We start from the raw sequence: 21811 nt of genomic DNA, 5'->3' as shown, positions 1-21811 counted from the left end.
GCGCGCGGCCAGCAGCGCGAGCACGAACACGAGCGTGCCCAGCGAGGCGGCGAGGTGGCGGTGCAGCTGTTCACGCCACGCCTTGTCGGGCTCGGCGACGCGGATCGCGTTGGCGGCGTGCTCCGCCACCTCGTTGGCATGCGTCGGCCACGCGGCGCGGCCGTAGCAGGTCGGCCAGTCGGGGCAGCTCAGGCCGGCGTTGGACAGCCGCACGAACGCGCCGAACACGATCACGCACAGCGCGAGCGCGGCCGCGAGCCAGGCGATGCGGTGGAAATGGCGGTAGGTCGCGCGGACCGTGCCGTTACGCGGAGTCGTGCCCATGGTGCTCACTGCAACTTGAGGAGGCGGACGAGGTCCTGGCGCAGGCCCGCGAGGTCGGCATCGGGCGCGTAGCGCAGCACGACGAAGCCGTTCGGATCCACGACGTATACCGGCACGCCGGCCGGCACGTCCACCCGCGGCAGGCGCGCGCGTGCCGCGTCCGGCGCGATCACGCGCATGGTCGACGGCGCGGGCAGCCCCTGCGGCCAGCCGCAGCCGGCGGCCGTCGCGCACCACCAGAGGATGTCGACGCGCGGCGCGTCCTTGTTGAGCACTTCCCACACCACGCCGATGTCGTGCGCGCGGCGGCGGCAGGCGTCGTCGCAGGTCGCGGGCGCGGCGGCCACGATGCGCCACGTGCGGTGGATCGGCGCCCATTCGTAGGCCGCGCCGTCGAGCGTGTGCAGCTTCGCGTCGCGCAGGTCGGTGTAGGGATCGAGGAGCTCGCCCTTCTGGCGGGTCGCGGCTGGATGGATGTCGGCGAAGCGCAGCACGCCGGCGACCAGCATCGAGCCGAAGAACAGCACGAGGATCGCGAGCAGGGTCAGTCGGTTGCGGCGACGCGTGGCGTCGGACGCGGCAGCGGCGGTCATCGGCGACTCCGGTGGAACGTGAGGACGAGGGCGATCACGAGGAGGGTGGCGGCCAGGCCGAACCATTGCACGGCATAGCCGCGGTGCCGGTCGGGGGGCAGCGTGTTGACGAGCAGCTCCAGGTCGCGCGGGTAGCCGAACGGCAGCGCGGGATCCAGCCGCAGCACGCGCGGCGCGAGCGCCGGCAATCCGAACTCGCGCGCGATGGCGGTGGGCTCGAGGCGCACGACGAGCCAGGCGTCACCCTGGCTCGCCATCGGCGCGCCCATGCGCAGCCCGGCGGACGGCGGCGGCGCGAGCAGACCGCGCACGTCGAGCTCGCCCGGCGGAATCGCCACGGGCGGCAGCGCGCGATCCGCGCCGATCGGCAGCCAGCCCATGTCGACCAGCAGCGGGGTGCCCGCGTCGGGCTGGAACACGCGGTAGGCGCGCACGCCGACGCGGCCGTCGCGTTGCTGGTTGTCGAGCAGCAGCGGGGCGGTGGCGACGAAGCGGCCGCGACCGGCGGCCCAGTCGTAGGCGTGGACACGTTGCGTGTCGGCGGCGGCGGCGAGCGGTCGCGCGCGGCGGGCATCGAGCACCGTCGCCACGTCCGCGAGCAGGCGCTCCTTCTCCACCGCGCGATGCGACTGCCACAGGCCGAGGCGCGCGAAGCCCGCCGCCAGCACGAGCGCGCACGTCCATCCGACCAGCAGCCGCCCGCGGCGGGTCACGACAGCCCCACCACGGCACGCGATAATGCGCAGCGGCCCATCGCCGCGTGACGTCCGGAGACCTGCGTGAACCAATCGCTGAAGACGCTGCTCGTCATTGCGTTCCTGATCGCGATCATCTGGAACCTCGGCGCGGGCCTGTACTACATGCTGGTCGACAAGGGCGAGAGCCGCCGCACGGTGAACGCGCTCACGCGCCGCATCGTGCTGTCCATCGTGCTCATCCTGGCCGTGGTGCTGGCCGCCTGGATGGGCTGGATCGACTTCCACGGCGTCGGTTCCAACCCGCCGCGCTGATACCCCGTTCCAGACGCCAACGGGCCGGCAGGTGCCGGCCCGTCGTCGTATCCCGCGTCCGCGTGATTAGAGGACGTAGACGAACAGGAACAGGCCGAGCCAGACCACGTCGACGAAGTGCCAGTACCAGGCCACCGCCTCGAAGGCGAAATGGTGGTCGCGGTCGAAGTGGCCCTTGGCGCAACGCAGCCAGATGATCGCCAGCATGATCGTGCCCAGCGTCACGTGCAGGCCGTGGAAGCCGGTGAGCATGAAGAACGTCGAGCCGTAGATGCCCGAGCCGAGCGTCAGGTTGAGCTCCTTGTAGGCCTCGGCGTACTCGCTGGCCTGCAGGAACAGGAACGTGCAGCCGAGCACGACGGTGAGGCCCAGCCAGAACAGCAGCGACTTGCGGTGGCCGCTCTTGAGCGCGTGGTGCGCCGCCGTCACCGTGCTGCCCGAGGTAAGCAGGATCAGCGTGTTGATCAGCGGCAGGCCCCAGGCCGGGATCGTATGGAACGGACCGCCGATGCCGGCCGGGCCGTTGTTCGGCCAGCCGGAGCTGAAGCTTTCCCACAGGATCGCGTGGGTCGCGGCGCCGTCGCCCTCGCCGCTGATCCACGGCAACGCGAACGCGCGCGTGTAGAACAGCGCGCCGAAGAACGCCGCGAAGAACATCACTTCCGAGAAGATGAACCAGATCATCCCCATGCGGAACGAGACGTCCACCTGGTTGTTGTAGTTGCCGGCCACCGATTCGCGGATCACGTCGCCGAACCACATGAACAGCACGGCGATGACGAGCGCGACGCCCACGAAGAACACCGGGCGCCCCCAGGCGATCTCGTTGAGCCAGCTGGCGAAGCCGATCATCGTGACGAACAGCGCGATCGAGCCGAAGAACGGCCACTTGCTGCTGTGCGGCACGAAGTAAACGTTGCGATCGATCGGATGGGCTTGGGCCATGTCGGCGTTCCGTAGGTCTTGATTCGAGATTGCCGCGGTCACGGCGCCGCGCCACGGCCGGCGGGCGTCGGGCCCAGGCGCGCGGTCAGCGTATCGTTGCGGAAGAAGGTATAGGACAACGTGATCGTCGAGATGTCCGCCGGCAGGGCGGGATCGACGACGAAGCGGACCGGCATGTCGCGCGACTCACCGGCCGCCAGCGTCTGCGCCGTGAAGCAGAAGCATTCGGTCTTGACGAAGTACTGCGAGGCGCGCGACGGCGCGACCGACGGGGCCGCGCTGCCGACGATCGCCGCCGGCGACACGTTCCGCGCGAAGTAGGTGGTTTCGTACGGCTTGCCCGGCTGCACGCGCATCGTCAGCTGCTGGGGATGGAACTGCCAGTCGAGCTTGGAATTGACGTTGCCGTCGAATTGCACGGTCACCCAGCGGCTGCCGACCGCGCCGCCGCCGCCGGCCGACTGCGGCCCCTTCGCGAGGCGTACGCCGAACACCTTCTCGCAGGCGATCCGGTACAGCGGCACCAGGCTGAAGGTGAACCCGAAGGCCAGCAGCGAGACCACCAGCAGCTTGCCGATGCCGGCATTGCGCGCGGGCGTGCTCATCGGGACATCGCCGTGAAGACCATGAAACCGACGAACACCGCCGCCGCGACCAGCCCGAACACGAGCGCAGTGCGACGCGCCCGCGCGATGCGGGCGGCGTCGTCAGGGCGCGGGGTGCCGGGGACGGTCATGCGCGGCGGCGTCTCAGTGCGTGATGTCGCCGTGGGCGAGGTCGCCGTCGCGGATCACCGGCGGCACGGTGAAGGTGTGGTGCGGCGCCGGGCTCGGCACGGTCCACTCCAGGCCCTTCGCGCCTTCCCACACGCGTGCCGTGGCCGGCTCGCCGTACTTCTTCGAGTGCCACAGGATGAAGAGCATGATGAACGGCGTGGCGAACATGCCGAACGCGCCGATCGAGCTGATCAGGTTCCAGTCCGCGAACACGACGTTGTAGTCCGGGATGCGGCGCGGCATGCCGGCCAGGCCGAGGAAGTGCTGCGGGAAGAACAGCAGGTTCACGAAGAGCATCGACCACCAGAAGTGGAAGCTGGCGAGCTTCTGGCTGTACATGCGGCCCGTCCACTTCGGCCACCAGTAGTAGACCGCGGCGATGATCGAGAACAGCGCGCCGGTCACCAGCACGTAGTGGAAGTGCGCCACCACGAAGTAGGTGTCGTGGTACTGGAAGTCCGCCGGCACGATCGCGAGCATCAGGCCCGAGAAGCCGCCGATGGTGAACAGGATCACGAACGAGATCGCCCACTTCATCGGCGCCTCGAACGTGAGCGAGCCGCGCCACATCGTGGTGACCCAGTTGAAGACCTTCACGCCGGTCGGGATCGAGATCAGCATCGTCGCGAACATGAAGTAGATCTCGCCACCGAGCGGCATGCCGACGGTGAACATGTGGTGCGCCCACACGATGAACGAGAGGAAGGCGATCGCGGCGGTCGCGTACACCATGGCCTGGTAGCCGAACAGCGGCTTGCGGCTGAAGGTCGGGATGATCTCCGACACGATGCCGAACGCCGGCAGGATCATGATGTAGACCTCGGGGTGCCCGAAGAACCAGAAGATGTGCTGGTACATCACCGGGTCGCCGCCGCCAGCGACGTTGAAGAAGCTGGTGTGGAAGTACTTGTCGGTGAGCAGCATCGTCACCGCGCCGGCGAGCACCGGCATGACGGCGATCAGCAGGAACGCGGTGATCAGCCACGTCCAGACGAAGATCGGCATCTTCAGCAGGTCGACGCCCGGGGCGCGCATGTTGAGGATGGTCGCGATGATGTTGATCGCGCCCATGATCGAACTGATGCCCATCAGGTGGATCGCGAAGATCGCGAACGCGACGTTGTAGCCGCCCTGCAGCGACAGCGGTGCGTACATCGTCCAGCCCGCCGCGGGCGCGCCGCCCGGCAGGAAGTACGTCATCAGCAGCAGCGTGAACGCGAACGGCATGATCCAGAAGGACCAGTTGTTCATGCGCGGCAGCGCCATGTCGGGCGCGCCGATCTGCAGCGGGATCATCCAGTTGCCCAAGCCCACGAAGGCCGGCATGACGCCGCCGAAGATCATCACCAGCGCGTGCATGGTGGTGAACGAGTTGAACAGCATCGGGTCGAAGTACTGCAGGCCCGGCTTGGCCAGTTCGGCGCGGATCAGCACCGACAGGAACGCGCCCACGATGAACATCGTGAACGAGAACACCAGGTACAGCGTGCCGATGTCCTTGTGGTTCGTGGAGAAGAACCAGCGCTCGATGAAGCCCTGCTCGTGGCCGTGCTCATCGGTGTGATGGTCGGCGGCGGGATGCGTGACAGCCATGACTACCTCTGCGTGATTCGTGCGATCAGCCGGCGACCGGAGCGGTCGGGGCGTCGGAATTCGGGGCCGCGGCCGTCGTCGGCTGCGCATTCGCGGCCGGGGCGGTCGGGTTGGTGCCGGCGGGCGCGGCGGGGGTCGGCGCGGCGGCGGGCGCGGCCTGGTGGGCGGCCATCCACTGCTGGAACTCGGCCATCGGCACGGCGCGCACGACGATCGGCATGAAGCCGTGGTCCTTGCCGCAGAGCTCGGCGCACTGGCCACGGTAGACACCCGGGCGGTCGATCTTGGCCCAGGCCTCGTTGACCAGGCCCGGGATCGCGTCCTGCTTCCAGCCCAGCGACGGCACCCACCAGGCGTGGATCACGTCGTCGGCGGTGACGACGAAGCGGATCTTGGTGCCGACCGGCACGACCAGCTCGTTGTCGACCTCGAGCAGGTAATTCGGCGACTCGGCCAGCGTCGGCACCTTGCCGCTCTGGCGCAGGTCGTCGCTCTCGCGCTTGAGGCGGCTGGTCAGCGACACGCCCTGGCCGAGGTAGTCGTACTTCCACATCCACTGGTAACCGGTGACCTTGATGGTCATCGCGGACTGGCGGACGTCGTACATGTTGATCAGCTTGCTGGTGGCCGGGAACGCCATCGCGACCAGCAGCACGATCGGGATCACAGTCCACAGGATCTCGAGCTTCGTGCTGTGCGTGAAGTCGACGTCGGCCACCGCGCCCTTGGACTTGCGGAACTTCACCATCGCGACCGCCATGGCGCCGAACACGAGCACGCCGATGCCGACGCAGATCCACAGCGCGAGCATGTGCGCGTCGTAGGCGTTGCGCGAAATCTGGGTCACGCCCTCGCGCATGTTGAGCTGCCAGCGGTGCGGGCTGGTGGGGTCGCCCGGGTGCTGCTGCGCGAACGCGAGGACCGGCAGGGCGAGGGCCACGAGGCCCGCGGCCCACTGCTTGATACGACCGGCTTTCATCAGATGGAGCCCCAGATCAGCGAATGGCGTTGGATGCGGAGTGCCGCCGGCTGCCGTCCGGCGTCGCGCGCTGCGCGATCCACGGAGGACGGGGGAGCCGCCGCAGGCCGTCGTGGCCTGCGTTGCCGGACGAGCCGAGGCATGGCGGAAACCGAGAAATGTTAGCCCCGCGCGAGGGGTCGGGCAAGCCGGCGGCCCGCGCGTGACCTGCGTCGCAACGCATTCCGGCGCGCTGCGTGGCGTCGCGAACATGCGGCGCGGGACGCGTGAACGCCTCGCACGTGCGCCGCGTGCCGGCCCGCGACGACAGGCCTAGACTACGCGCCTTCCGTCGCAGTCGTTGGGATCCGATGTCGACTCCATCCCCCACCGCGCCCGGCACCGCGCCGGCGCGCGCCCTCATCGCGCCCGAGCTGCCGCCGCCGCCGCCCGGCCCCCGTGCCGCCATCACCGCCGGCTGGGTGCGCGACGAGGCGGCCCACGTGCGTCGCCTGCTCGACCAGGCGCGCCTGCCCGACGCGGACCGGCTGGCCGTGCAGGCCGTGGCCGCCGACCTGGTCACCCGCGTGCGTCGCCGCGCCAAGGACCAGGGCGCGATCGAGGCCTTCATGCGCCAGTACGACCTCGGCTCCGAGGAGGGCGTGCTGCTCATGTGCGTCGCCGAGGCGCTGCTGCGCATCCCGGACGCCGAGACCGCCGACCGCCTGATCCGCGACAAGCTCGGCGAGGCCGACTGGAAACGTCACGTGGGCCAGTCGCCGTCGGTGCTGGTCAACGCCTCGACCTGGGGCCTGATGCTCACCGGCCACCTCGTCGACCTCGCCGACGAGACCAAGCGCGACGTGCACGGCGCCTTCAAGCGGCTGCTGGGCCGCGTCGGCGAGCCGGTGATCCGCCTCGCCGTGCGCCAGGCCATGCGCATCATGGGCCACCAGTTCGTCATGGGCCGCACCATCGACGAGGCGCTCGCGCGCTCGCGCAAGGGCGACAACGCGGCCTACCGCTACTCGTTCGACATGCTGGGCGAAGCGGCGCTCACGCAGGCGGATGCGGATCGTTACCTCGAGGCCTACCGCATGGCGATCCACGCCATCGGCCGGCATTCGCGCGGCGAGGGGACGGTGGATCCGTCCAACGCGACGGCGGTGTTCGGCGCGCCGTCGATCTCGGTGAAGCTCTCCGCGCTGCACCCGCGCTACGAGCAGGCCAAGCGCGCACGCGTGCATGCGGAGCTGACGCCGCGCGTGCTCGAGCTCGCGCAGCTGGCGAAGTCCTACGCGATCGGCTTCACCGTCGATGCCGAGGAAGCCGACCGCCTGGAGCTCTCGCTGGACGTCATCGCCGGCGCGTATGCCGATGTCTCGCTCGCCGGCTGGGAAGGCTTCGGCCTCGCGATCCAGGCGTATTCCAAGCGCGCGCCTGAAGTGATCGATTTCATCGCCGACCTCGCGCGTCGCACCGGCCGCCGCATCCCGGTGCGCCTGGTCAAGGGCGCGTACTGGGACGCGGAGGTCAAGCGCGCGCAGATGGACGGCATGCCGGGCTATCCGGTGTTCACGCGCAAGCCCAATACGGACGTCAGCTACCTCGCCAATGCGCGGAAGATGCTCGACGCGTCCGACGCGATCTACCCGATGTTCGCCACGCACAACGCGCAGACCATCGCGCACGTGCACCGCATGGCCGCCGGCCGCGCGTTCGAGTTCCAGAAGCTGCACGGCATGGGCGACGACCTCTACGCCGAGGTGATCCCCGCCGACCGCCTGAACGTGCCCTGCCGCGTGTACGCGCCGGTCGGCTCGCACGAGGACCTGCTGCCCTACCTCGTGCGCCGCCTGCTCGAGAACGGCGCGAACTCGAGCTTCGTCAACCGCATCACCGACGAGTCGATCCCGGTCGACGAGCTCGTGCGCGACCCGACCGAGATCGTGTCGACGTTCGATTCCATTCCGCATCCCCGCATTCCGCTGCCGGTCGACCTCTTCCGCAGCTACGGCCTTTCCAGGAGCAATTCGATGGGCGTGAACCTCGCCAACGACGACGCGCTGCGCATCCTCGCCGACCAGGTCAACGCCGCCGCATCGCAGGCGTGGAGCGCCGAGCCGATCGTCGCCGGTGCTCGCGCCTCGGGCGAACGCATCGCGGTCACCAACCCGGCCGATCGCCGCGAGGTGGTCGGCCATTGGATCGCCGCCGACGCGGCGCTGGTCGAGCGCGCGCTGGCCAACGCGACCGCCGCGCACGACGCCTGGAACACCACGCCCGCCGCGAGCCGCGCCGCGATCCTCGAGCACGCCGCGAACCTGCTCGAGCAGCGCCTGCCGCTGTTCATCGCGATGTGCGCGAAGGAAGCGGGCAAGACGATTCCCGACGGCGTCGCCGAAGTGCGCGAGGCGGTCGATTTCCTGCGCTACTACGCCGAGCAGGCGCGTGTGCTGTTCAAGCCCGAGCCGCTGCCGGGCCCGACCGGCGAGTCGAACACGCTGCAGCTGTCCGGCCGTGGCACGTTCGTCTGCATCTCGCCGTGGAACTTCCCGCTCGCGATCTTCATGGGCCAGGTCTGCGCCGCGCTCGCCGCAGGCAACTGCGTGATCGCCAAGCCCGCCGAGCAGACGAACCTCGTGGGCTTCGCCGCGGTGAGGCTGCTGCACGAAGCCGGCGTGCCGGAAGCGGTGCTGCAGTTCCTGCCGGGCGACGGCGCGACCGTCGGCGCCGCGCTCACGCGCGACGACCGCATCGCCGGCGTCGCCTTCACGGGCTCGACGGACACGGCCCGCGCGATCAATCGCGCGCTCGCCGCCCGTGACAACGCGCCGATCGGCACGCTGATCGCCGAGACCGGCGGCCAGAACGCGCTCATTGCCGACTCGTCGTCGCTGCCCGAGCAGGTGGTGAAGGATGCGATCGGCTCGGCGTTCACCTCGGCCGGCCAGCGCTGCTCGGCCGCGCGCGTGCTGTTCGTGCAGGACGACATCGCCGACAAGGTCACCAAGATGCTCGCCGGTGCGATGGCGGAGCTCGCCGTCGGCGATCCGGGCCTGCTGTCGACCGACGTCGGCCCCGTCATCGACGAGGAGGCGCTGCGCGTGCTGAACGAGCATGCCGCGCGCATGGATCGCGAGGCGGTCGCGAAGATCGCGGAAGTGGGCCTCGGCGAGAACGCGGCGCATGGCAGCTTCTTCGCGCCACGCGCGTACGAGCTGCGTTCGCTCGACCAGCTGCATCGCGAGGTGTTCGGCCCGGTGCTGCACGTGATCCGTTGGAAGGCCGACCAGCTCGACGCGGTGATCGATGCGATCAACGCGACCGGCTACGGCCTGACGCTGGGCGTGCATTCGCGCATCGACGCGACGATCGAGAAGATCGCCAGCCGCATCAAGGTCGGCAACTGCTACGTCAACCGCAACCAGATCGGCGCGGTGGTCGGCGTGCAGCCGTTCGGCGGGCAGGGCCTGTCGGGCACCGGGCCGAAGGCCGGCGGCCCGCACTACCTGCCACGCTTCGCCACCGAGAAGACGATCACGGTCAACACGACCGCGGCGGGCGGCAATGCCTCGCTGCTGACGCTGGGCGACTGACGCGGCAACAACAAGCGACGAAAAAGCCCTGCGAAAGCAGGGCTTTTGTGTGGCCGTCGCCCGCGATGTCGGCGCCAACAAAAAGCCCCGCCGAAGCGGGGCTTTCTGCACTGCATCGACTCGCGTCGATCAGAAGCGGTACTGCGCCGCGATGCCGAACAGGTCGGCATGCGCCTTGAACGTACCGGTCAGCGTCGAGTTGCTCGACGAGTGGATGTTGTTGATGGTCGGGTCGTCGACGTTGATGCGCATGTAGGCCGCATCGACGCTGAAGGCGTCGGTCACGTTCCAGGTCGCGCCGATCGTGAAGATCTTGCGGTCCTTGTCCGGCAGGCGCGGCGTGCGGTACGTGTCGTTGGTCGGCGACTCGTCCTTCGCGATACCCGCGCGCAGGGTCCACGCCGGGCTCAGGTCCCACTCGCCGCCGAGCGAGTAGAAGTTGGTGTCCTTCCACTGGAACGGCTCGTTGCCCAGCACGCCACCGCCTTCGCGGTTGATGCGCACGGCCTGCAGCGAATGCCAGTCGGTCGCCTGGTAGTCGGCCATCAGGCGGAACGCGTCGGTGATGGCGTATTCGACGCTGACCGTGGTCACGCTCGGCGTGGTGAGCGGCGCGTTGATGTCGGTGTCGCGGTAGACCGAACCGACGCTCGGGATCGCGGCGACGGCCGACGGCACCGTGAAGTCGGCGCGACCCTGCAGGTCGTGGTCGATTTCCGAACGGTGCACGGCGCCGATCGTCAGGCGATCGGTCGGGCGCCACTGCATGCCCACGCGCCAGCCGAAGCTGGTGTCGTTGCCGCTCACTTCCACCGTGCCGTCGTTGTTCTGGGGACGGAACGGGTAGGCCGGGTTCACGCAGTTGGCGAGGTTGCCCGACGCGGCGCAGACGGCCGTGCCGAAGTCGATCGCGTTCGACAGGGTCACGTCGGCGTGCTGCACGATGGCGCCGAGGCCGATCGAGAAGCGCTCGGTCAGCGCGATGGCGGCCGAGAGGTTGAGGTCGACCGTCTTCACGTCCGAGGTGATCGCGTTGTAGCGGCCCACCCAGTTCGGGTCGTATTCGGTCTTGAGGCCGAACGGCGCGTCGACGCTGACGCCGACGGTGAGGTTGTCGAGGCTGCCCGACAGCGGGAACACCGCGGCCAGCGCCGGCACCGGCGTCATCTCGCCCGGGTCGCCGCCGTTGCCGCCGTTGAGCGGCGTGCCGATCGCGGTCTTGCCGCCGCCGGTGAACTCGGCGTCGAGGTCGATCAGGGTGACGTCGGCCTGCACCGTGGTGCGGTCGATGTTGACCATCGCGGCCGGGTTGTTGGAGACGACCGAGGCATCCTTCTTCGCCACCGCCGTGCCCGAGTTGGCGCGGCCGAGGTTCTTGACGCTGTTTTCGCGGATCTGGAAGCCCGACGCATGGGCATTGCCCAGCGTCAGCGCGCCGGCGATACCGAGGGCGAGCGCGGTGACGCGCATGAAGCCGTTCTGCATGACTCTCTCCGAAAGGGAATTCGCTGCCGGCGGGCCGGCTGGTGTGGCTGGCCGGCTGTCGCGACCATGCGGCACCGAATATAGCCGTTAACCGTCACGTAACAATAGGCCCGGTCGCCCCGACCGCCGCCTGCGCCGCCGCGCCGGCTGTCGCATGATGGTGGGGCCTGCAAGGAAGCCGCCCGTGTTCGTCCCGATCCCGCCCCGCGACAAGCCGCCCCTGCCTTGGGCGATGCCGACCGTCTTCGTTGCGCTCTGGGGCTGCTTCGTGGTGGCGAGCCTGCTGCCGGACAGCAGCCAGCGCCGACTGCTGGTCGAATGGGGCGCGCTGTCGGGCGACCTGCGCTCGTGGGCGGCGGCGTGGGCCTCGCTGGCCGACGGCCACCTTGCCCGACTGGTCACCGCGCTGTTCCTGCACGCCGACTGGGCGCACCTGATCGGCAACCTGCTGTTCCTGCTGATCTTCGGCGCGCCGGCCGAGCGCGCGATGGGGCCGTGGCGCTTCCTCGCGCTGTTCCTGCTGGGCGGCGCCGTGGCGAACCTCGCCGCGGTGCTGGCGATCGACCGCCCGGACCGCCTGATCATCGGCGCCAGTGGCGCGGTTTCGGCGCTGATCGGCGCTTATCTCGCCCTGTTCCCGTCCGCTCGACTCGGACTGGTGCTGCCGCTCGGGCTGTTCCTGCAGTTCGTGCGCATGCCCGCGGCGGTGCTGATCGGCGTCTGGGCCGGCCTGCAGCTGGTCTACACGTTCGTGGGGCCGGCCTTCGGCGCGGTGGCCTGGTCGGCGCACCTGGCCGGCTTCGCCTTCGGCGGCGCGTTCGCGGTGCTCTCGCGCGGGGCGATCAAACGCCGGATGAAGCGCGGCCACGGCTTCTGAGCCGCGCGTCGCCCGTGGGCGCATGCTGTTGAACCGCGGGGCCCGCGTCCCCACACCGACGCGACCGCAGTCGACGCCACCGCCATGCCCAAGCCGCTCTACAAGGTCACCTTCCTCAACGCCGGCAAGGTCTACGAGCTCTACGCCCGGCACGTCGCCAGCGGCGCGCTGTGGGGCTTCACCGAGGTGGGCGAGCTGGTGTTCGACGTCAACGAAGGGCTGGTCGTGGATCCCACCGAGGAACGCCTGCGCGACGAGTTCGGCAACACGCGCCTGCTGCACCTGCCGATGCATTCGATCGTGCGCATCGAGGAAGTCGAGAAGAAGTCGCAGTCGGCGATCCGCGACGCGGCCACCGGCGAGCGCGTGGTGACGCCGTTCCCGATGCCCGGCAAGCCGCGCTGACGCTCGCGCGCCGCCCGTGACGGGCGACGCGCGTTGGCCTCACTTCTGCGCGGGCGCCGCCGGCACGCCGGCCATGCGCTTGAGCTCGGCCAGCGCCTGCGCGATGTAACCCTCGCCTTCCAGCACGTCGCCGGCGCGGGTGTCGTCGCCGGCCTCGCCCGCGAGGTGGCCCGGCAGGCTCGCCTCCGACAGGCCCGGGCGCACGGTGTCGGCCTTCGGCGCCGCGAACGGCACGTCGGGCACGATGCCCAGCGCCTGGATCGACTTGCCGCTGGGCGTGAAGTAGCGCGCGGTGGTGAGCTTCACCGAGTCGCCGTTGTCGAGCGGAAGCACGGTCTGCACCGAGCCCTTGCCGAACGTGCGGCTGCCGACCACGCGCGCCCGGCCGTTGTCCTTCAGCGCACCGGCGAGCACTTCCGATGCGCTGGCCGAACCGCCGTCGACCAGCACCACCACCGGCGCGCCGTCGAGGCGATCGCCCGGCGTCGCGGCGAACTGCGCGTCGCTGATCGGCAGCCGGCCGCGCGTGCTGACGATGCCGCCCTTGTCGAGCAGGTCGTCGGCGATCTGCACGGCGCTGGTGAGCAGGCCGCCGGGGTTGCTGCGCAGGTCCATGACCAGGCCGCGCAGCTTGCCGCCGGCCTTGAGGCGGTCGAGCGCCTTCTCGAAATCGGCCGCGGTGTCGGCCTGGAACGCGGCGACACGCACGTAGCCGAAGCCCGGCTCGAGCACGCGCGAGCGGATCGACGTGATGCGGATGGTGTCGCGCACCACGGTGATGTCGAGCGGCTTCTTCTCGCCCTTGCGGATGATCGTCAGCAGCACCTTGCTGCCCGCCGGGCCGCGCAGCGGGGCGGAGCTGTCGCCCTCGTCGGGGCGGAAGGGCTTGCCGTCGATCGCGACGATCACGTCGCCGGCCTTGACGCCCGCCTTCGCGGCCGGCGTGTCGTCGATCGCCGCCACGACCTTGAGCGAGCCGTCCTCCTGGCGCTGCAACTCGACGCCGATGCCCTCGTAGGCACCCTGCGCGTTCTGGTTGAAGTCCTCGGCCGCGCTGCGGTCGAAGTAGGTGCTGTGCGGATCGAGGTCGAGCAGCAGGCCGTGGATCGCGGCGCGCATGAGCTTGTCGTCGGTCACCGGCTCGACGTAGGCCTGCTTGACCGCGTTGTAGACGGTGACGAAGCGCCGGATCTCGTCGAGCGGCACCTTGCGCGCGTCGTCGGCGGCCTTCTTCGCTGCATCCGCGGTGGCGGCGGGGGACGGCGGCTTCGCGGCGGGCGCCTGCGGATCGGCCGCGGGCAGCGGCGTGGCCGGGACGGCCGGCGGTGTCGCGGGTGCCTGTTGCGCCGCCAGCGGGAGCGCGGCGGTGAGCAGGGCGAGGGCGAGCAGGCGACGGCGCATGGCGACTCCGGAAGATTGACGACGGTCGGACCGCCGCGGGACGTGCGAGTTCAGCACGTTAGCCGGCCGTGCGGAAAGGCGTGTCGAGGCTTCAGCGGCGCAGCCAGACGCCCGGGTCGACCGGCGTGCCGCCGCGGCGCAGCTCGAAGTACAGCGATGGCCGGCCCTGCCCGCCCGAGGTGCCGACGGTGGCGACCGGATCGCCGCGCCGTACCTGCGTGCCGGCGTCCTTGAGCAGCGCGTCGTTGTGCGCGTAGAGGCTCATGTAGCCATTGCCGTGGTCGACGATCAGCAACTGGCCGTAGCCGGTCATCCATTCGGCATAGACGACGGTGCCGTCGGCGACCGCGCGCACCGGGGTGCCGGCGCTGGCCGCGATCAGCAGGCCGTCGCTGCGGCGACCGTCGGGCATGAGGCCGCGATACCCCGCGAGCAGGGCGCCCGAGACCGGCCAGCCGAGCCCGCCGACCTGCGGCGCCGGCGCGGTCGCGACCTGCACGGGCGGACGTACGGGCCGCGGAGGCGGTGCGGGTCGCCCTTCGGCCTTGGCGATGCGTGCGGCCTCGGCATTGGCCTTGGCCGCCGCGGCCGCCTCGCGCGCACGCTGCTCGGCGAGGCGCTTCTGCTCGGCGCGCGCCTTCGCCGCGGCGATGCGCAGCTTGGCGAGCAGCTGCTCGAGCGCCTTGGCATCGCGGCCCAGTGCCTGCTCGCGCGCGGCGCGATCCTTGTACCTGGCGTCGAGCTGCGCGACGAGCGCCGCGCGCGCCTCGCGCTCGCGCTGCAGCTGCGCCAGCTGCTCGGCCTGCGCCTTCTGCGCGGCGGTGAGCTCGCCCGTGCGCCGCGCGATCTCCGCTTCGACGCGATCGAGCTCGGCGAGCTGCGCGGTGAGGTCGCGGATGCGCGCGGCGCGCGCCTTCTCGAGGTAGGCGTGGTAGGTGAGCAGGCGCTGCGTGTCCTCGACGCGGTCGCGCGCCAGCAGCGACTTCAGCGGCCCCGCCGCGCCCTGCCGGTCGGCGGCCCGCAGCAGGGTCGCGAGCTCCGCGTGCGCGCCCTTGAGCGTCACGCGCATCGCCGCCTGCCGCGTGCGCAGCTGCGCGAGGCTCGATTTCTCGTTCTCGATCCTCGACTGCGTCTGCCGCAGGGACTTGTCGGTCTGCCCGACCTGCTCGTCCGCCGCGCGCAACTGCTGGCTCGCGCTGCCGCGCTGCGTCTCGATCTTGCGCCGCTCGGCCGCGACGCCCTTGAGCTCGCGCTTGATCGCCTGCAGCTTCTTCTCGGTACCGCGCGTGTCCTGCGCCGCACCGGCCAGGCCGGGCAGCGCGAGCACCATCACCAGCAGCGCGGCGCGGATTCGCATCAGCCTTCGAGCAGGCTCGTGCCGGTCATTTCGACCGGCTTGTCGATGCCGAGCAGGTCGAGCATCGTCGGCGCGACGTCGCGCAGTGCCCCGCCGTCGCGCAGCCGCGCCGCGCGCGGCCCGCAGTACACGAACGGCACGGGCCCGACGGTGTGCGCGGTATGCGCCTGGCCCGTGGCCTCGTCGCGCATCATCTCGAGGTTGCCGTGGTCGGCGGTGACCAGCAGCGCGCCATGGCGCTCGGCGACCGCCGCGCGGATCGCGCCGATCGCGACGTCCACCGCTTCGGCGGCCTTGATCGCCGCCGACAGGATGCCGGTATGGCCGACCATGTCGGGATTGGCGATGTTGCAGATCGCGACGTCGACCCGGCCTGAGCGGATCGCATCACAGAGCCTGTCGGTGACCTCGGGGCAGCTCATCTCCGGCTGCAGGTCGTAGGTGGCCACCTGCGGGCTCGGCACGAGGATGCGCGTCTCGCCCGGGTATTCGTCCTCGCGGCCGCCACTGAAGAAGAAGGTGACGTGCGCGTACTTCTCGGTCTCGGCGATGCGCAGCTGCGTCAGGCCTTGCGCGGCGAGCACCTCGCCCAGCGTGTTGCGCAGGTCGTCGGGACCGAATGCCACCGGGGCCGGCAGCTTCGCGTCGTATTCGGTCAGGCAGACGAAGCGCGACAGCGCCGGACGGCGCGCGTCGAAGCCGTCGAAGGTCGGCAGCACGAACGCCGCGGTGAGCTGGCGCGCGCGGTCGGCGCGGAAGTTCATGAACACCACGGCGTCGCCGTCGTGCATGCCGGTGTAGCCGTCGAGCACAGTGGGCGCCACGAACTCGTCGTTCTCGCCGCGCGCGTACGCGGCCTCGAGCGCGGCGAGCGCGTCGGTCGCGCCATGCGCCGCGCGCGCCTCGACGATCGCATCCCAGGCGCGATGCACGCGGTCCCAGCGCCTGTCGCGGTCCATCGCGAAATACCGGCCGCCGACCGTGGCGATGCGTGCGTTGCCGAGGCGGTCGCAGGCGGCCTGCAGGGCGCGCAGGCTCGGCTCGGCCGAGCGCGGCGGCGTATCGCGGCCGTCGAGGAAGGCATGCACGGCGACCTTCGCCACGCCGGCGCGGTGCGCCAGCTCCAGCATCGCGAAGATGTGCGACTCGTGGCTGTGCACGCCGCCCGGCGAGAGCAGGCCCATCACGTGCAGCGTCGCGCCGGCGGCCTTCGCGGCCTCGCAGGCGGCGCGCAGCTCGGCGGTGTCGAAGAAGCTGCCGTCCTCGATCGCCGCGTCCACGCGCGTGAGGTCCTGGTAGACGATCCGGCCGGCGCCGAGGTTCATGTGGCCGACCTCGGAATTGCCCATCTGCCCTTCTGGCAGGCCCACGTGGCGGCCCTCCGTATGGATCAGCGTGTGCGGGCAGCCCGCGACGAGCGCGTTCCAGTTCGGCAGGTGCGCCTGCGCCAGCGCATTGTCGGTGGGATCGTCGCGATGGCCCCAGCCATCGAGGATCAGGAGGACGACGGGGGATACTGCGGCGTTGGACACGAGGCGGGCCTGTGACTTCGGGCAGGTGCCCGGCGGGGGACGACGCGCGATTGTAGCGGGGCGTCCGCGACGGCCCGCCGGCTGCCGCTTAAACCCCGCGCCCGCCGCGCGCATCCGACCCGTACCACTTCCGAGGAAACGCCATGCGCATCGCCCTGCTTCTCCTGCCGCTCGCCATCGGCCTGTCGCTGGCGACGCCCGCCTTCGCCGACGATGCCGAGAGCATCGACAAGGTCAACGGCAGCATCCATGCCGAGGCCGGCCGCACCTACGGCAGCCTGGAGACCGTCAACGGCAGCATCCATATCGACGACCGCGCGCGCACCGGCTCGGCCGAGACCGTCAACGGCAGCATCAAGGTCGGCGACGGCGCGCAGGTGGGCGAGCTCACCACGGTCAACGGCGGCATCCACGTCGGGCGCGACCTGCGCATCGACGGCGACGTCACCACCGTCAACGGCGGCATCTTCGTCGACCGCGGCGGCCGCGTGGCCGGCGGCATCGAAACGGTGAACGGCGCCATCGGGCTGGTCGGCACCGACGTCGCGCGCGGCATCGAGACGGTCAACGGCGACGTCACCGTCGGCGCCGGCAGCCACGTCCACGGCGGCATCCACGTCGAGAAGCAGCAGATGCGGATGATCAGCTTCCACAAGCGCGACCCGCGCATCGTCATCGGTCCGAACGCGCAGGTCGACGGCCCGCTGGTGTTCGAGCGCCCGGTGACGCTGTACGTGCACGACAGCGCCCGCATCGGCGCGGTCACGGGCGCGACGGCCAAGCGCTACAGCGGGGCGACGCCGCCGGCGCAGTGAGGCATCGCGCGCTGTAACGAAGCCGCCTCCGGGCGGCTTTTTTCATGGCGTCGGAACGGACGAGGCCGCCCGGAGGCGGCCTCGTCGAGTACCGCCGTCGTCGACGGCCTACTTCGTGCGCACGTCGAACGTGCCGTAGGGCGTGAGCTGCTCGGCCACCGCCTTGGGGTCGCCCACCACGACGATCGACTGGTCCTTCGGATCGAAGTACTTGCGGCTCATCGCCTGCACCTGGGCGGCGTCGACGGCGCGGATCTTCGGCACGTACTGGCCGAGGAACTCCGCCGGCAGGCCGACCAGCCAGTTGCCCGCGAGCGTCGCGGCGACGGCGCCCTGCATCTGGTTGTTGAGCAGGTAGCCGCCGGCGACGTAGCGCTTGGTGTCCTCCAGCTCCTGTGCGGGCACCGGCTCGTCGGCCATGCGCTTGTACTCGCCCATGAACTCCTTGATCGCGGCGCCGGTGACCTCGTTGCGCACGTCGGCCGACGCGCTGATGCGGCCGCCCTCGCGCAGGGCGCTGGAACCGCCGCGCGCGCCGTAGGTGTAGCCCTTGTCCTCGCGCAGGTTCTGCATCAGGCGCGAGCTGAAGCCGCCGCCGAGCACGGTGCCCGCCAGTTGCAGCGGCACGTAGTCGGCATCGGTGGCGGCGATGCCCGGACGCCCGAGGCGGATCGCCGACTGCACGCTGCCGTCGCGCTGCACGAGCACGTACTTCGGCGCGGCGGTGCGTGGCGCCGGCGGGGTTTCGGCGATCGCGGCGCCCGTGGCCGTCCAGTCGCCGAACGCGGCCTCGACGGCACGCAGGGCGGCGGCTCGATCGATCGGTCCGGCGATGACGAGCAGTGCGCGGTCCGGGCGGAAGCGTTGCGCATGCGCGGCGCGCAGCAGCTGGGGCGTGACCGACGTGATCGACGCTTCGGTGGGCTGCGTGCGCGCGTACGGATGGTCGCCGTAGATCGCGGCCGACAGCGCGCGCTCGGCCTTGAACCCGGGCTGCGCTTCGGAGGCCTTGAGGTTCTGCAGCGCGTTCGCCTGCGCGAGGCGCACCTCGTTTTCCGGGAAGGTCGGCGTGCGCGCGACTTCGCCGAGCAGCGCGAGCATCTCGCCCGCGTGCGAGGCCAGCGCGTTCGCCGACACCATGACGCCGTCGTTCGTGGCACCCGCCGCGACGCTGCCGCCGAGGCCCTGCGCCGTCTCGGCGATCGCCTTCGAATCGTGCTTCGCCGTGCCCTCGTTGAGCAGGCCGGCCAGGATGTTCGCGAAGCCCGGGTGCTGGGCATCGTCCGCGGCGAGCCCGGCGCCACGCACCGCGAGCACCGCATCGACGCGCGGCAGGCCCGCGCGCGGCACGATCCAGACCTCGAGGCCGTTCGACAGCGTGGTCTTCTGGATGTCCGGCACCGGCAGCGGGCGATCCGGCGCGTACGGCGGCAGGTCCTTCGGCAGCACCGCCTTGGGGCCGGCCACGGCGGCGCCGGCGATCGCCAGCGACACGGCGGCGGCGAGCAGGGAAATCGTCTTCATGCGTCGTCTCCTTACTGGCCGGCGGCCGGTGCGGCCGGCGCGGCTTTCGCCATCGCGGTCGGCACGCGGTCGATGACGGTGCGGTTGGTGCGCGCGAGATAGGTCTTCGCCACGCGCTGCAGGTCGGCGCGGGTCACGCCTTCGATCCATTGCGGGATCTTGTTGACGACATTGGCGTCGCCCCACAGCGTCTGCAGCTTGGCGACGGTGTCGGCGCGATTGATGAACGACTCGAGGCCGTTGTACCAGTCGGCCAGCATCTTGGTCTTGACCCGCGCGAGCTCGGCGTCTGTCACCCCGTCCTTCGCCACCTTCGCGATTTCCTCGTCCATCGCGGCGAGCACCGCGTCGGCGGTGGTGTTGGGCTTGTACAGCGCGAACACGGTGAACAGCGTCGGGCCGTCGTATTCCCACGGGCTGGTCAGGCCATACAGCGACTCGACGTTGAGCGCGAGTTCGCGGCCCTTGACGATGCCCTGGTAGAAGCGCGAGGCGTCGCCGCCGGCGAGCACGTCGCCCAGCACGGCCATCGCGGCCTGGTCCTTGCTGCCGCGGTCGGGCATCTTCCATGCCGCCGCGATGGCCGGCACCTGCGCCAGCGCATCGGTCTGCTGGATGCGCTTTTCCGCAGTGTTCAGGCCTTCCTTCACATCGGGGCGTGTCGGTGCGTTGCGTGCCGGAATGCCGCCGAAGTACTTCTGCGCGAGCGCAAAGGCCTGCGCTGGCGTCACGTCGCCGGCGATGCCGAGCACGGCGTTGTTCGGGCCGTAGAAGTCGCGATGGAAGCTCGACACGTCGTCGAGGCTCGCGCCTTCAAGATCCTTGAAGCTGCCGTAGCCGTCGTGGTTGTTTTCCCACTTGTTGAAGGCCTGCTGGCCGATGTCGATCCACATGAAGCCGCCGTAGGGCTGGTTCTTCACGTTGACGCGGATCTCCTCCTTCACCACGTCCTGCTGGTTCTTCAGCGTGACGGGGTTGAAGTCGAGCGTCTTCATGCGATCGGCTTCGAGCCACAGGATGGGCTCGAGCGCCGACGCCGGCGCCATCTCGATGTAGTTGGTGAAGTCGGGGCGCGTGGAACCGTTGTTGCGGCCGCCGCCACCGGTGATCACCTTGTCGAACACGCCTTCCTTCGCATTCGGCGTGCCTTCGAACATCAGGTGCTCGAACAGGTGCGCGAAGCCGGTGCGGTTCTTCGGCTCCAGACGCATGCCCACGTGGTAGACCATCGACACGCCGACGGTCGGCGAGCTGTGGTCCTCCGACACGACGACGGTCAGGCCGTTGTCGAGCTTCTTGACCGATACCGGCACCTGCCAGCGGTCGGGCGTCGCGGCATGCGCGGACGCGGTGATGAGCAGCCCGCCAAGCAGCGCGGGCAGGATTCGACGACGCATCGGACTTCCCCTTCCGTTCGGAATGCCGAGCCTAGCGCGGAACACCGCGCCCGCCGGCCAGCCGAAAGTCATGGTCGGCACCGCGTCTCAGGCAGTAGGCTGCCGGCATCCCAAGGAGGCTACCCATGACGATCTCGGTCGCGTACTGGTGCGTGCTCGCCGCCGCGCTGCTGCCCTATGTCTGGACCGTGCTCGCGAAATCGCGCGGCCAGCGCTACGACAACCGCGAACCGCGCGCGTGGCTGGCGCGCCAGGACGATCCGCGGGTCCAGCGTGCTAACGCGGCCCAGCTCAATGCCTTCGAGGCGTTCCCGGCATTCGCGGCGGGTGTCGTGCTGGCGGATCTGGCGGGAGTACCGGACGCGCGGATCGCGCTGCTGGCAGTGGTCTTCGTCATCGCACGGGTGCTGCACGGGGTGTTCTACGTCGCCGGCATCGCGCCCGCGCGCAGCCTGGTCTGGTTCGTAGGCTTGGCCTGCGCGATCGGGCTGATCGCACAGGCGGCGACGGCGGTGCACTGACCGGCTTGGCCTGTCGTCGGTACCGAATCGTGTTGGCTTGATCAACGCCGGTGGCGCGCACGTCATCGGACCGGCGGCTTGCTTGAAGCGGCCTACGCGTGCACCGGCCGTGCGGGCGCTGGCGCGCGAAGACCAATGTCCGCGGAATACCAATAAGCGGCTGGGCGCGTGACTGCGTTACGCGGCAGGGTGCCGGCGACACAAAGCTGCGACGCCCCGAAGCCCGACCCGTGAGCCGTGACGTGAGCACGCGTTTGCGGCCAGCGTCGCGAGCCCGGCCTGCCGTAGACGCTAGCGAACAGCACTATGCGAGCCGCCCCTGCTAGCGACGGCGTTAGCCGGTGTCTCTCGTTGAAGTCTGGCGGACGGCTGAGCTCACAGACCTCGCGGACGGCGCCGGGCGCGACAGGCCGCGACTGCCGACCGATGTAACGGCGCGCCGTGCAGCGCGCTCGTACCAAATCGTTCTATGGCCCGTAGAAAGCTCTCGCGGACGCCCCAAATCATCGAACACGTCCTGAGCCGCGTCACAGAAGGAAATATTTCCCGCCGCCGCGGCCAATTTCCAACGCCCCAAAAGCAAACCCCCACCCGTTTGCACGGATGGGGGTTTGGGGATAAAGACCCTGGCGATGACCTACTCTCGCATGGCAAAGCCACACTACCATCGGCGCGGGTGCGTTTCACTTCCGAGTTCGG

The 21811-nt window shown here is 70.2% G+C and carries 20 protein-coding genes; 6 read left to right on the top strand and 14 right to left on the bottom strand.

Going from position 1 to position 21811, the window contains the following annotated elements:
* The 3 genes from E4F61_RS10465 to E4F61_RS10455 all read right to left on the bottom strand — a co-directional run.
* The coding region (locus tag E4F61_RS10465; protein WP_202908989.1) for a COX15/CtaA family protein at positions 1–324 on the bottom strand (324 nt) is incomplete at its 3' end.
* A 5-nt stretch (positions 325–329) separates the two neighbouring features.
* Entirely contained in the window at positions 330–917 is a 588-nt protein-coding gene (locus E4F61_RS10460) for a hypothetical protein (RefSeq protein ID WP_133479606.1), read from the bottom strand.
* Positions 914–1630 carry an SURF1 family protein gene (locus E4F61_RS10455; protein WP_133479605.1) on the bottom strand — a complete coding sequence of 239 codons (717 nt, stop codon included), beginning with the start codon at positions 1628–1630 and terminating at the stop codon, positions 914–916. The genes E4F61_RS10460 and E4F61_RS10455 overlap by 4 nt, the downstream gene beginning before the upstream one ends.
* Before the next feature lie 66 nt (positions 1631–1696).
* Here E4F61_RS10455 and E4F61_RS10450 point away from each other — a divergent pair, with 66 nt between their 5' ends.
* Positions 1697–1927 carry a twin transmembrane helix small protein gene (locus E4F61_RS10450; RefSeq protein ID WP_133479604.1) on the top strand — a complete coding sequence of 77 codons (231 nt, stop codon included), beginning with the start codon at positions 1697–1699 and terminating at the stop codon, positions 1925–1927.
* Positions 1928–1993: 66 nt separating this feature from the next.
* Here E4F61_RS10450 and E4F61_RS10445 read toward each other — a convergent pair whose 3' ends face one another.
* The 5 genes from E4F61_RS10445 to coxB are packed head-to-tail and all read right to left on the bottom strand — an operon-like array spanning position 1994 to position 6220.
* Positions 1994–2872 (bottom strand): cytochrome c oxidase subunit 3, encoded by an 879-nt coding sequence (locus E4F61_RS10445; protein ID WP_133479603.1) that lies wholly within the window; start codon positions 2870–2872, stop codon positions 1994–1996.
* A 38-nt stretch (positions 2873–2910) separates the two neighbouring features.
* Positions 2911–3477: a cytochrome c oxidase assembly protein gene (locus E4F61_RS10440; RefSeq protein ID WP_133479602.1), complete on the bottom strand. Its 567-nt coding sequence runs from the start codon at positions 3475–3477 to the stop codon at positions 2911–2913.
* Positions 3474–3608 (bottom strand): hypothetical protein, encoded by a 135-nt coding sequence (locus tag E4F61_RS14995; RefSeq protein WP_274380531.1) that lies wholly within the window; start codon positions 3606–3608, stop codon positions 3474–3476. Before E4F61_RS14995 ends, E4F61_RS10440 begins: the two co-directional genes overlap by 4 nt.
* A 13-nt stretch (positions 3609–3621) precedes the next feature.
* The gene (gene ctaD / locus E4F61_RS10435; RefSeq protein WP_133479601.1) at positions 3622–5241 is read right to left on the bottom strand and encodes a cytochrome c oxidase subunit I; all 1620 of its coding nucleotides are present in this window, start codon (positions 5239–5241) and stop codon (positions 3622–3624) included.
* A gap of 25 nt (positions 5242–5266) precedes the next feature.
* Positions 5267–6220, bottom strand: coding sequence for a cytochrome c oxidase subunit II (gene coxB / locus E4F61_RS10430; RefSeq protein ID WP_133479600.1), 954 nt, complete (start codon positions 6218–6220; stop codon positions 5267–5269).
* 350 nt (positions 6221–6570) lie between these two features.
* Here coxB and putA point away from each other — a divergent pair, with 350 nt between their 5' ends.
* Complete coding sequence (putA, locus tag E4F61_RS10425; RefSeq protein WP_133479599.1) at positions 6571–9798, top strand: bifunctional proline dehydrogenase/L-glutamate gamma-semialdehyde dehydrogenase PutA; 3228 nt, start codon at positions 6571–6573, stop codon at positions 9796–9798.
* Between the two features lie 129 nt (positions 9799–9927).
* On the opposite strand, the gene E4F61_RS10420 is transcribed toward putA, so the two are convergent.
* On the bottom strand, positions 9928–11283 hold the full coding sequence (locus E4F61_RS10420) for an OmpP1/FadL family transporter (protein ID WP_133479598.1): 1356 nt from the start codon (positions 11281–11283) through the stop codon (positions 9928–9930).
* Between the two features lie 184 nt (positions 11284–11467).
* Here E4F61_RS10420 and E4F61_RS10415 point away from each other — a divergent pair, with 184 nt between their 5' ends.
* Positions 11468–12160, top strand: a complete 693-nt coding sequence (locus E4F61_RS10415) for a rhomboid family intramembrane serine protease (RefSeq protein ID WP_133479597.1) — start codon at positions 11468–11470, stop codon at positions 12158–12160.
* 84 nt (positions 12161–12244) lie between these two features.
* Entirely contained in the window at positions 12245–12565 is a 321-nt protein-coding gene (locus E4F61_RS14885) for a DUF1820 family protein (RefSeq protein WP_238382892.1), read from the top strand.
* 39 nt (positions 12566–12604) lie between these two features.
* Here E4F61_RS14885 and E4F61_RS10410 read toward each other — a convergent pair whose 3' ends face one another.
* The 3 genes from E4F61_RS10410 to gpmI all read right to left on the bottom strand — a co-directional run bounded on the left by E4F61_RS10410 (position 12605) and on the right by gpmI (position 16855).
* Entirely contained in the window at positions 12605–13966 is a 1362-nt protein-coding gene (locus E4F61_RS10410; protein WP_425480148.1) for a S41 family peptidase, read from the bottom strand.
* Positions 13967–14057: 91 nt separating this feature from the next.
* A complete protein-coding gene (locus E4F61_RS10405; RefSeq protein WP_238382891.1) occupies positions 14058–15323 on the bottom strand; it encodes a murein hydrolase activator EnvC family protein in 1266 nt (421 codons plus the stop codon).
* Positions 15323–16855: a 2,3-bisphosphoglycerate-independent phosphoglycerate mutase gene (gpmI, locus tag E4F61_RS10400; RefSeq protein ID WP_238382890.1), complete on the bottom strand. Its 1533-nt coding sequence runs from the start codon at positions 16853–16855 to the stop codon at positions 15323–15325. The genes E4F61_RS10405 and gpmI overlap by 1 nt, the downstream gene beginning before the upstream one ends.
* Before the next feature lie 143 nt (positions 16856–16998).
* Here gpmI and E4F61_RS10395 point away from each other — a divergent pair, with 143 nt between their 5' ends.
* Positions 16999–17670 carry a DUF4097 family beta strand repeat-containing protein gene (locus E4F61_RS10395; RefSeq protein WP_133479595.1) on the top strand — a complete coding sequence of 224 codons (672 nt, stop codon included), beginning with the start codon at positions 16999–17001 and terminating at the stop codon, positions 17668–17670.
* A gap of 108 nt (positions 17671–17778) precedes the next feature.
* Here E4F61_RS10395 and E4F61_RS10390 read toward each other — a convergent pair whose 3' ends face one another.
* Positions 17779–19194, bottom strand: a complete 1416-nt coding sequence (locus E4F61_RS10390) for a M16 family metallopeptidase (RefSeq protein ID WP_133479594.1) — start codon at positions 19192–19194, stop codon at positions 17779–17781.
* An 11-nt stretch (positions 19195–19205) separates the two neighbouring features.
* The gene (locus E4F61_RS10385) at positions 19206–20591 is read right to left on the bottom strand and encodes a M16 family metallopeptidase (protein WP_133479593.1); all 1386 of its coding nucleotides are present in this window, start codon (positions 20589–20591) and stop codon (positions 19206–19208) included.
* Positions 20592–20716: 125 nt separating this feature from the next.
* On the opposite strand from E4F61_RS10385, the gene E4F61_RS10380 reads away from it, so the two are divergent.
* Positions 20717–21112 carry an MAPEG family protein gene (locus tag E4F61_RS10380; protein ID WP_202908988.1) on the top strand — a complete coding sequence of 132 codons (396 nt, stop codon included), beginning with the start codon at positions 20717–20719 and terminating at the stop codon, positions 21110–21112.
* The last annotated feature ends 699 nt before the right edge of the window (positions 21113–21811 follow it).

The organism is Cognatilysobacter segetis (genome assembly GCF_004359965.1).
Classification (GTDB): Bacteria; Pseudomonadota; Gammaproteobacteria; order Xanthomonadales; family Xanthomonadaceae; genus Cognatilysobacter; species Cognatilysobacter segetis.
The sequence above is the reverse complement of the archived record's forward strand: the minus strand, read 5'-3'. Positions and strand labels throughout refer to the sequence as shown.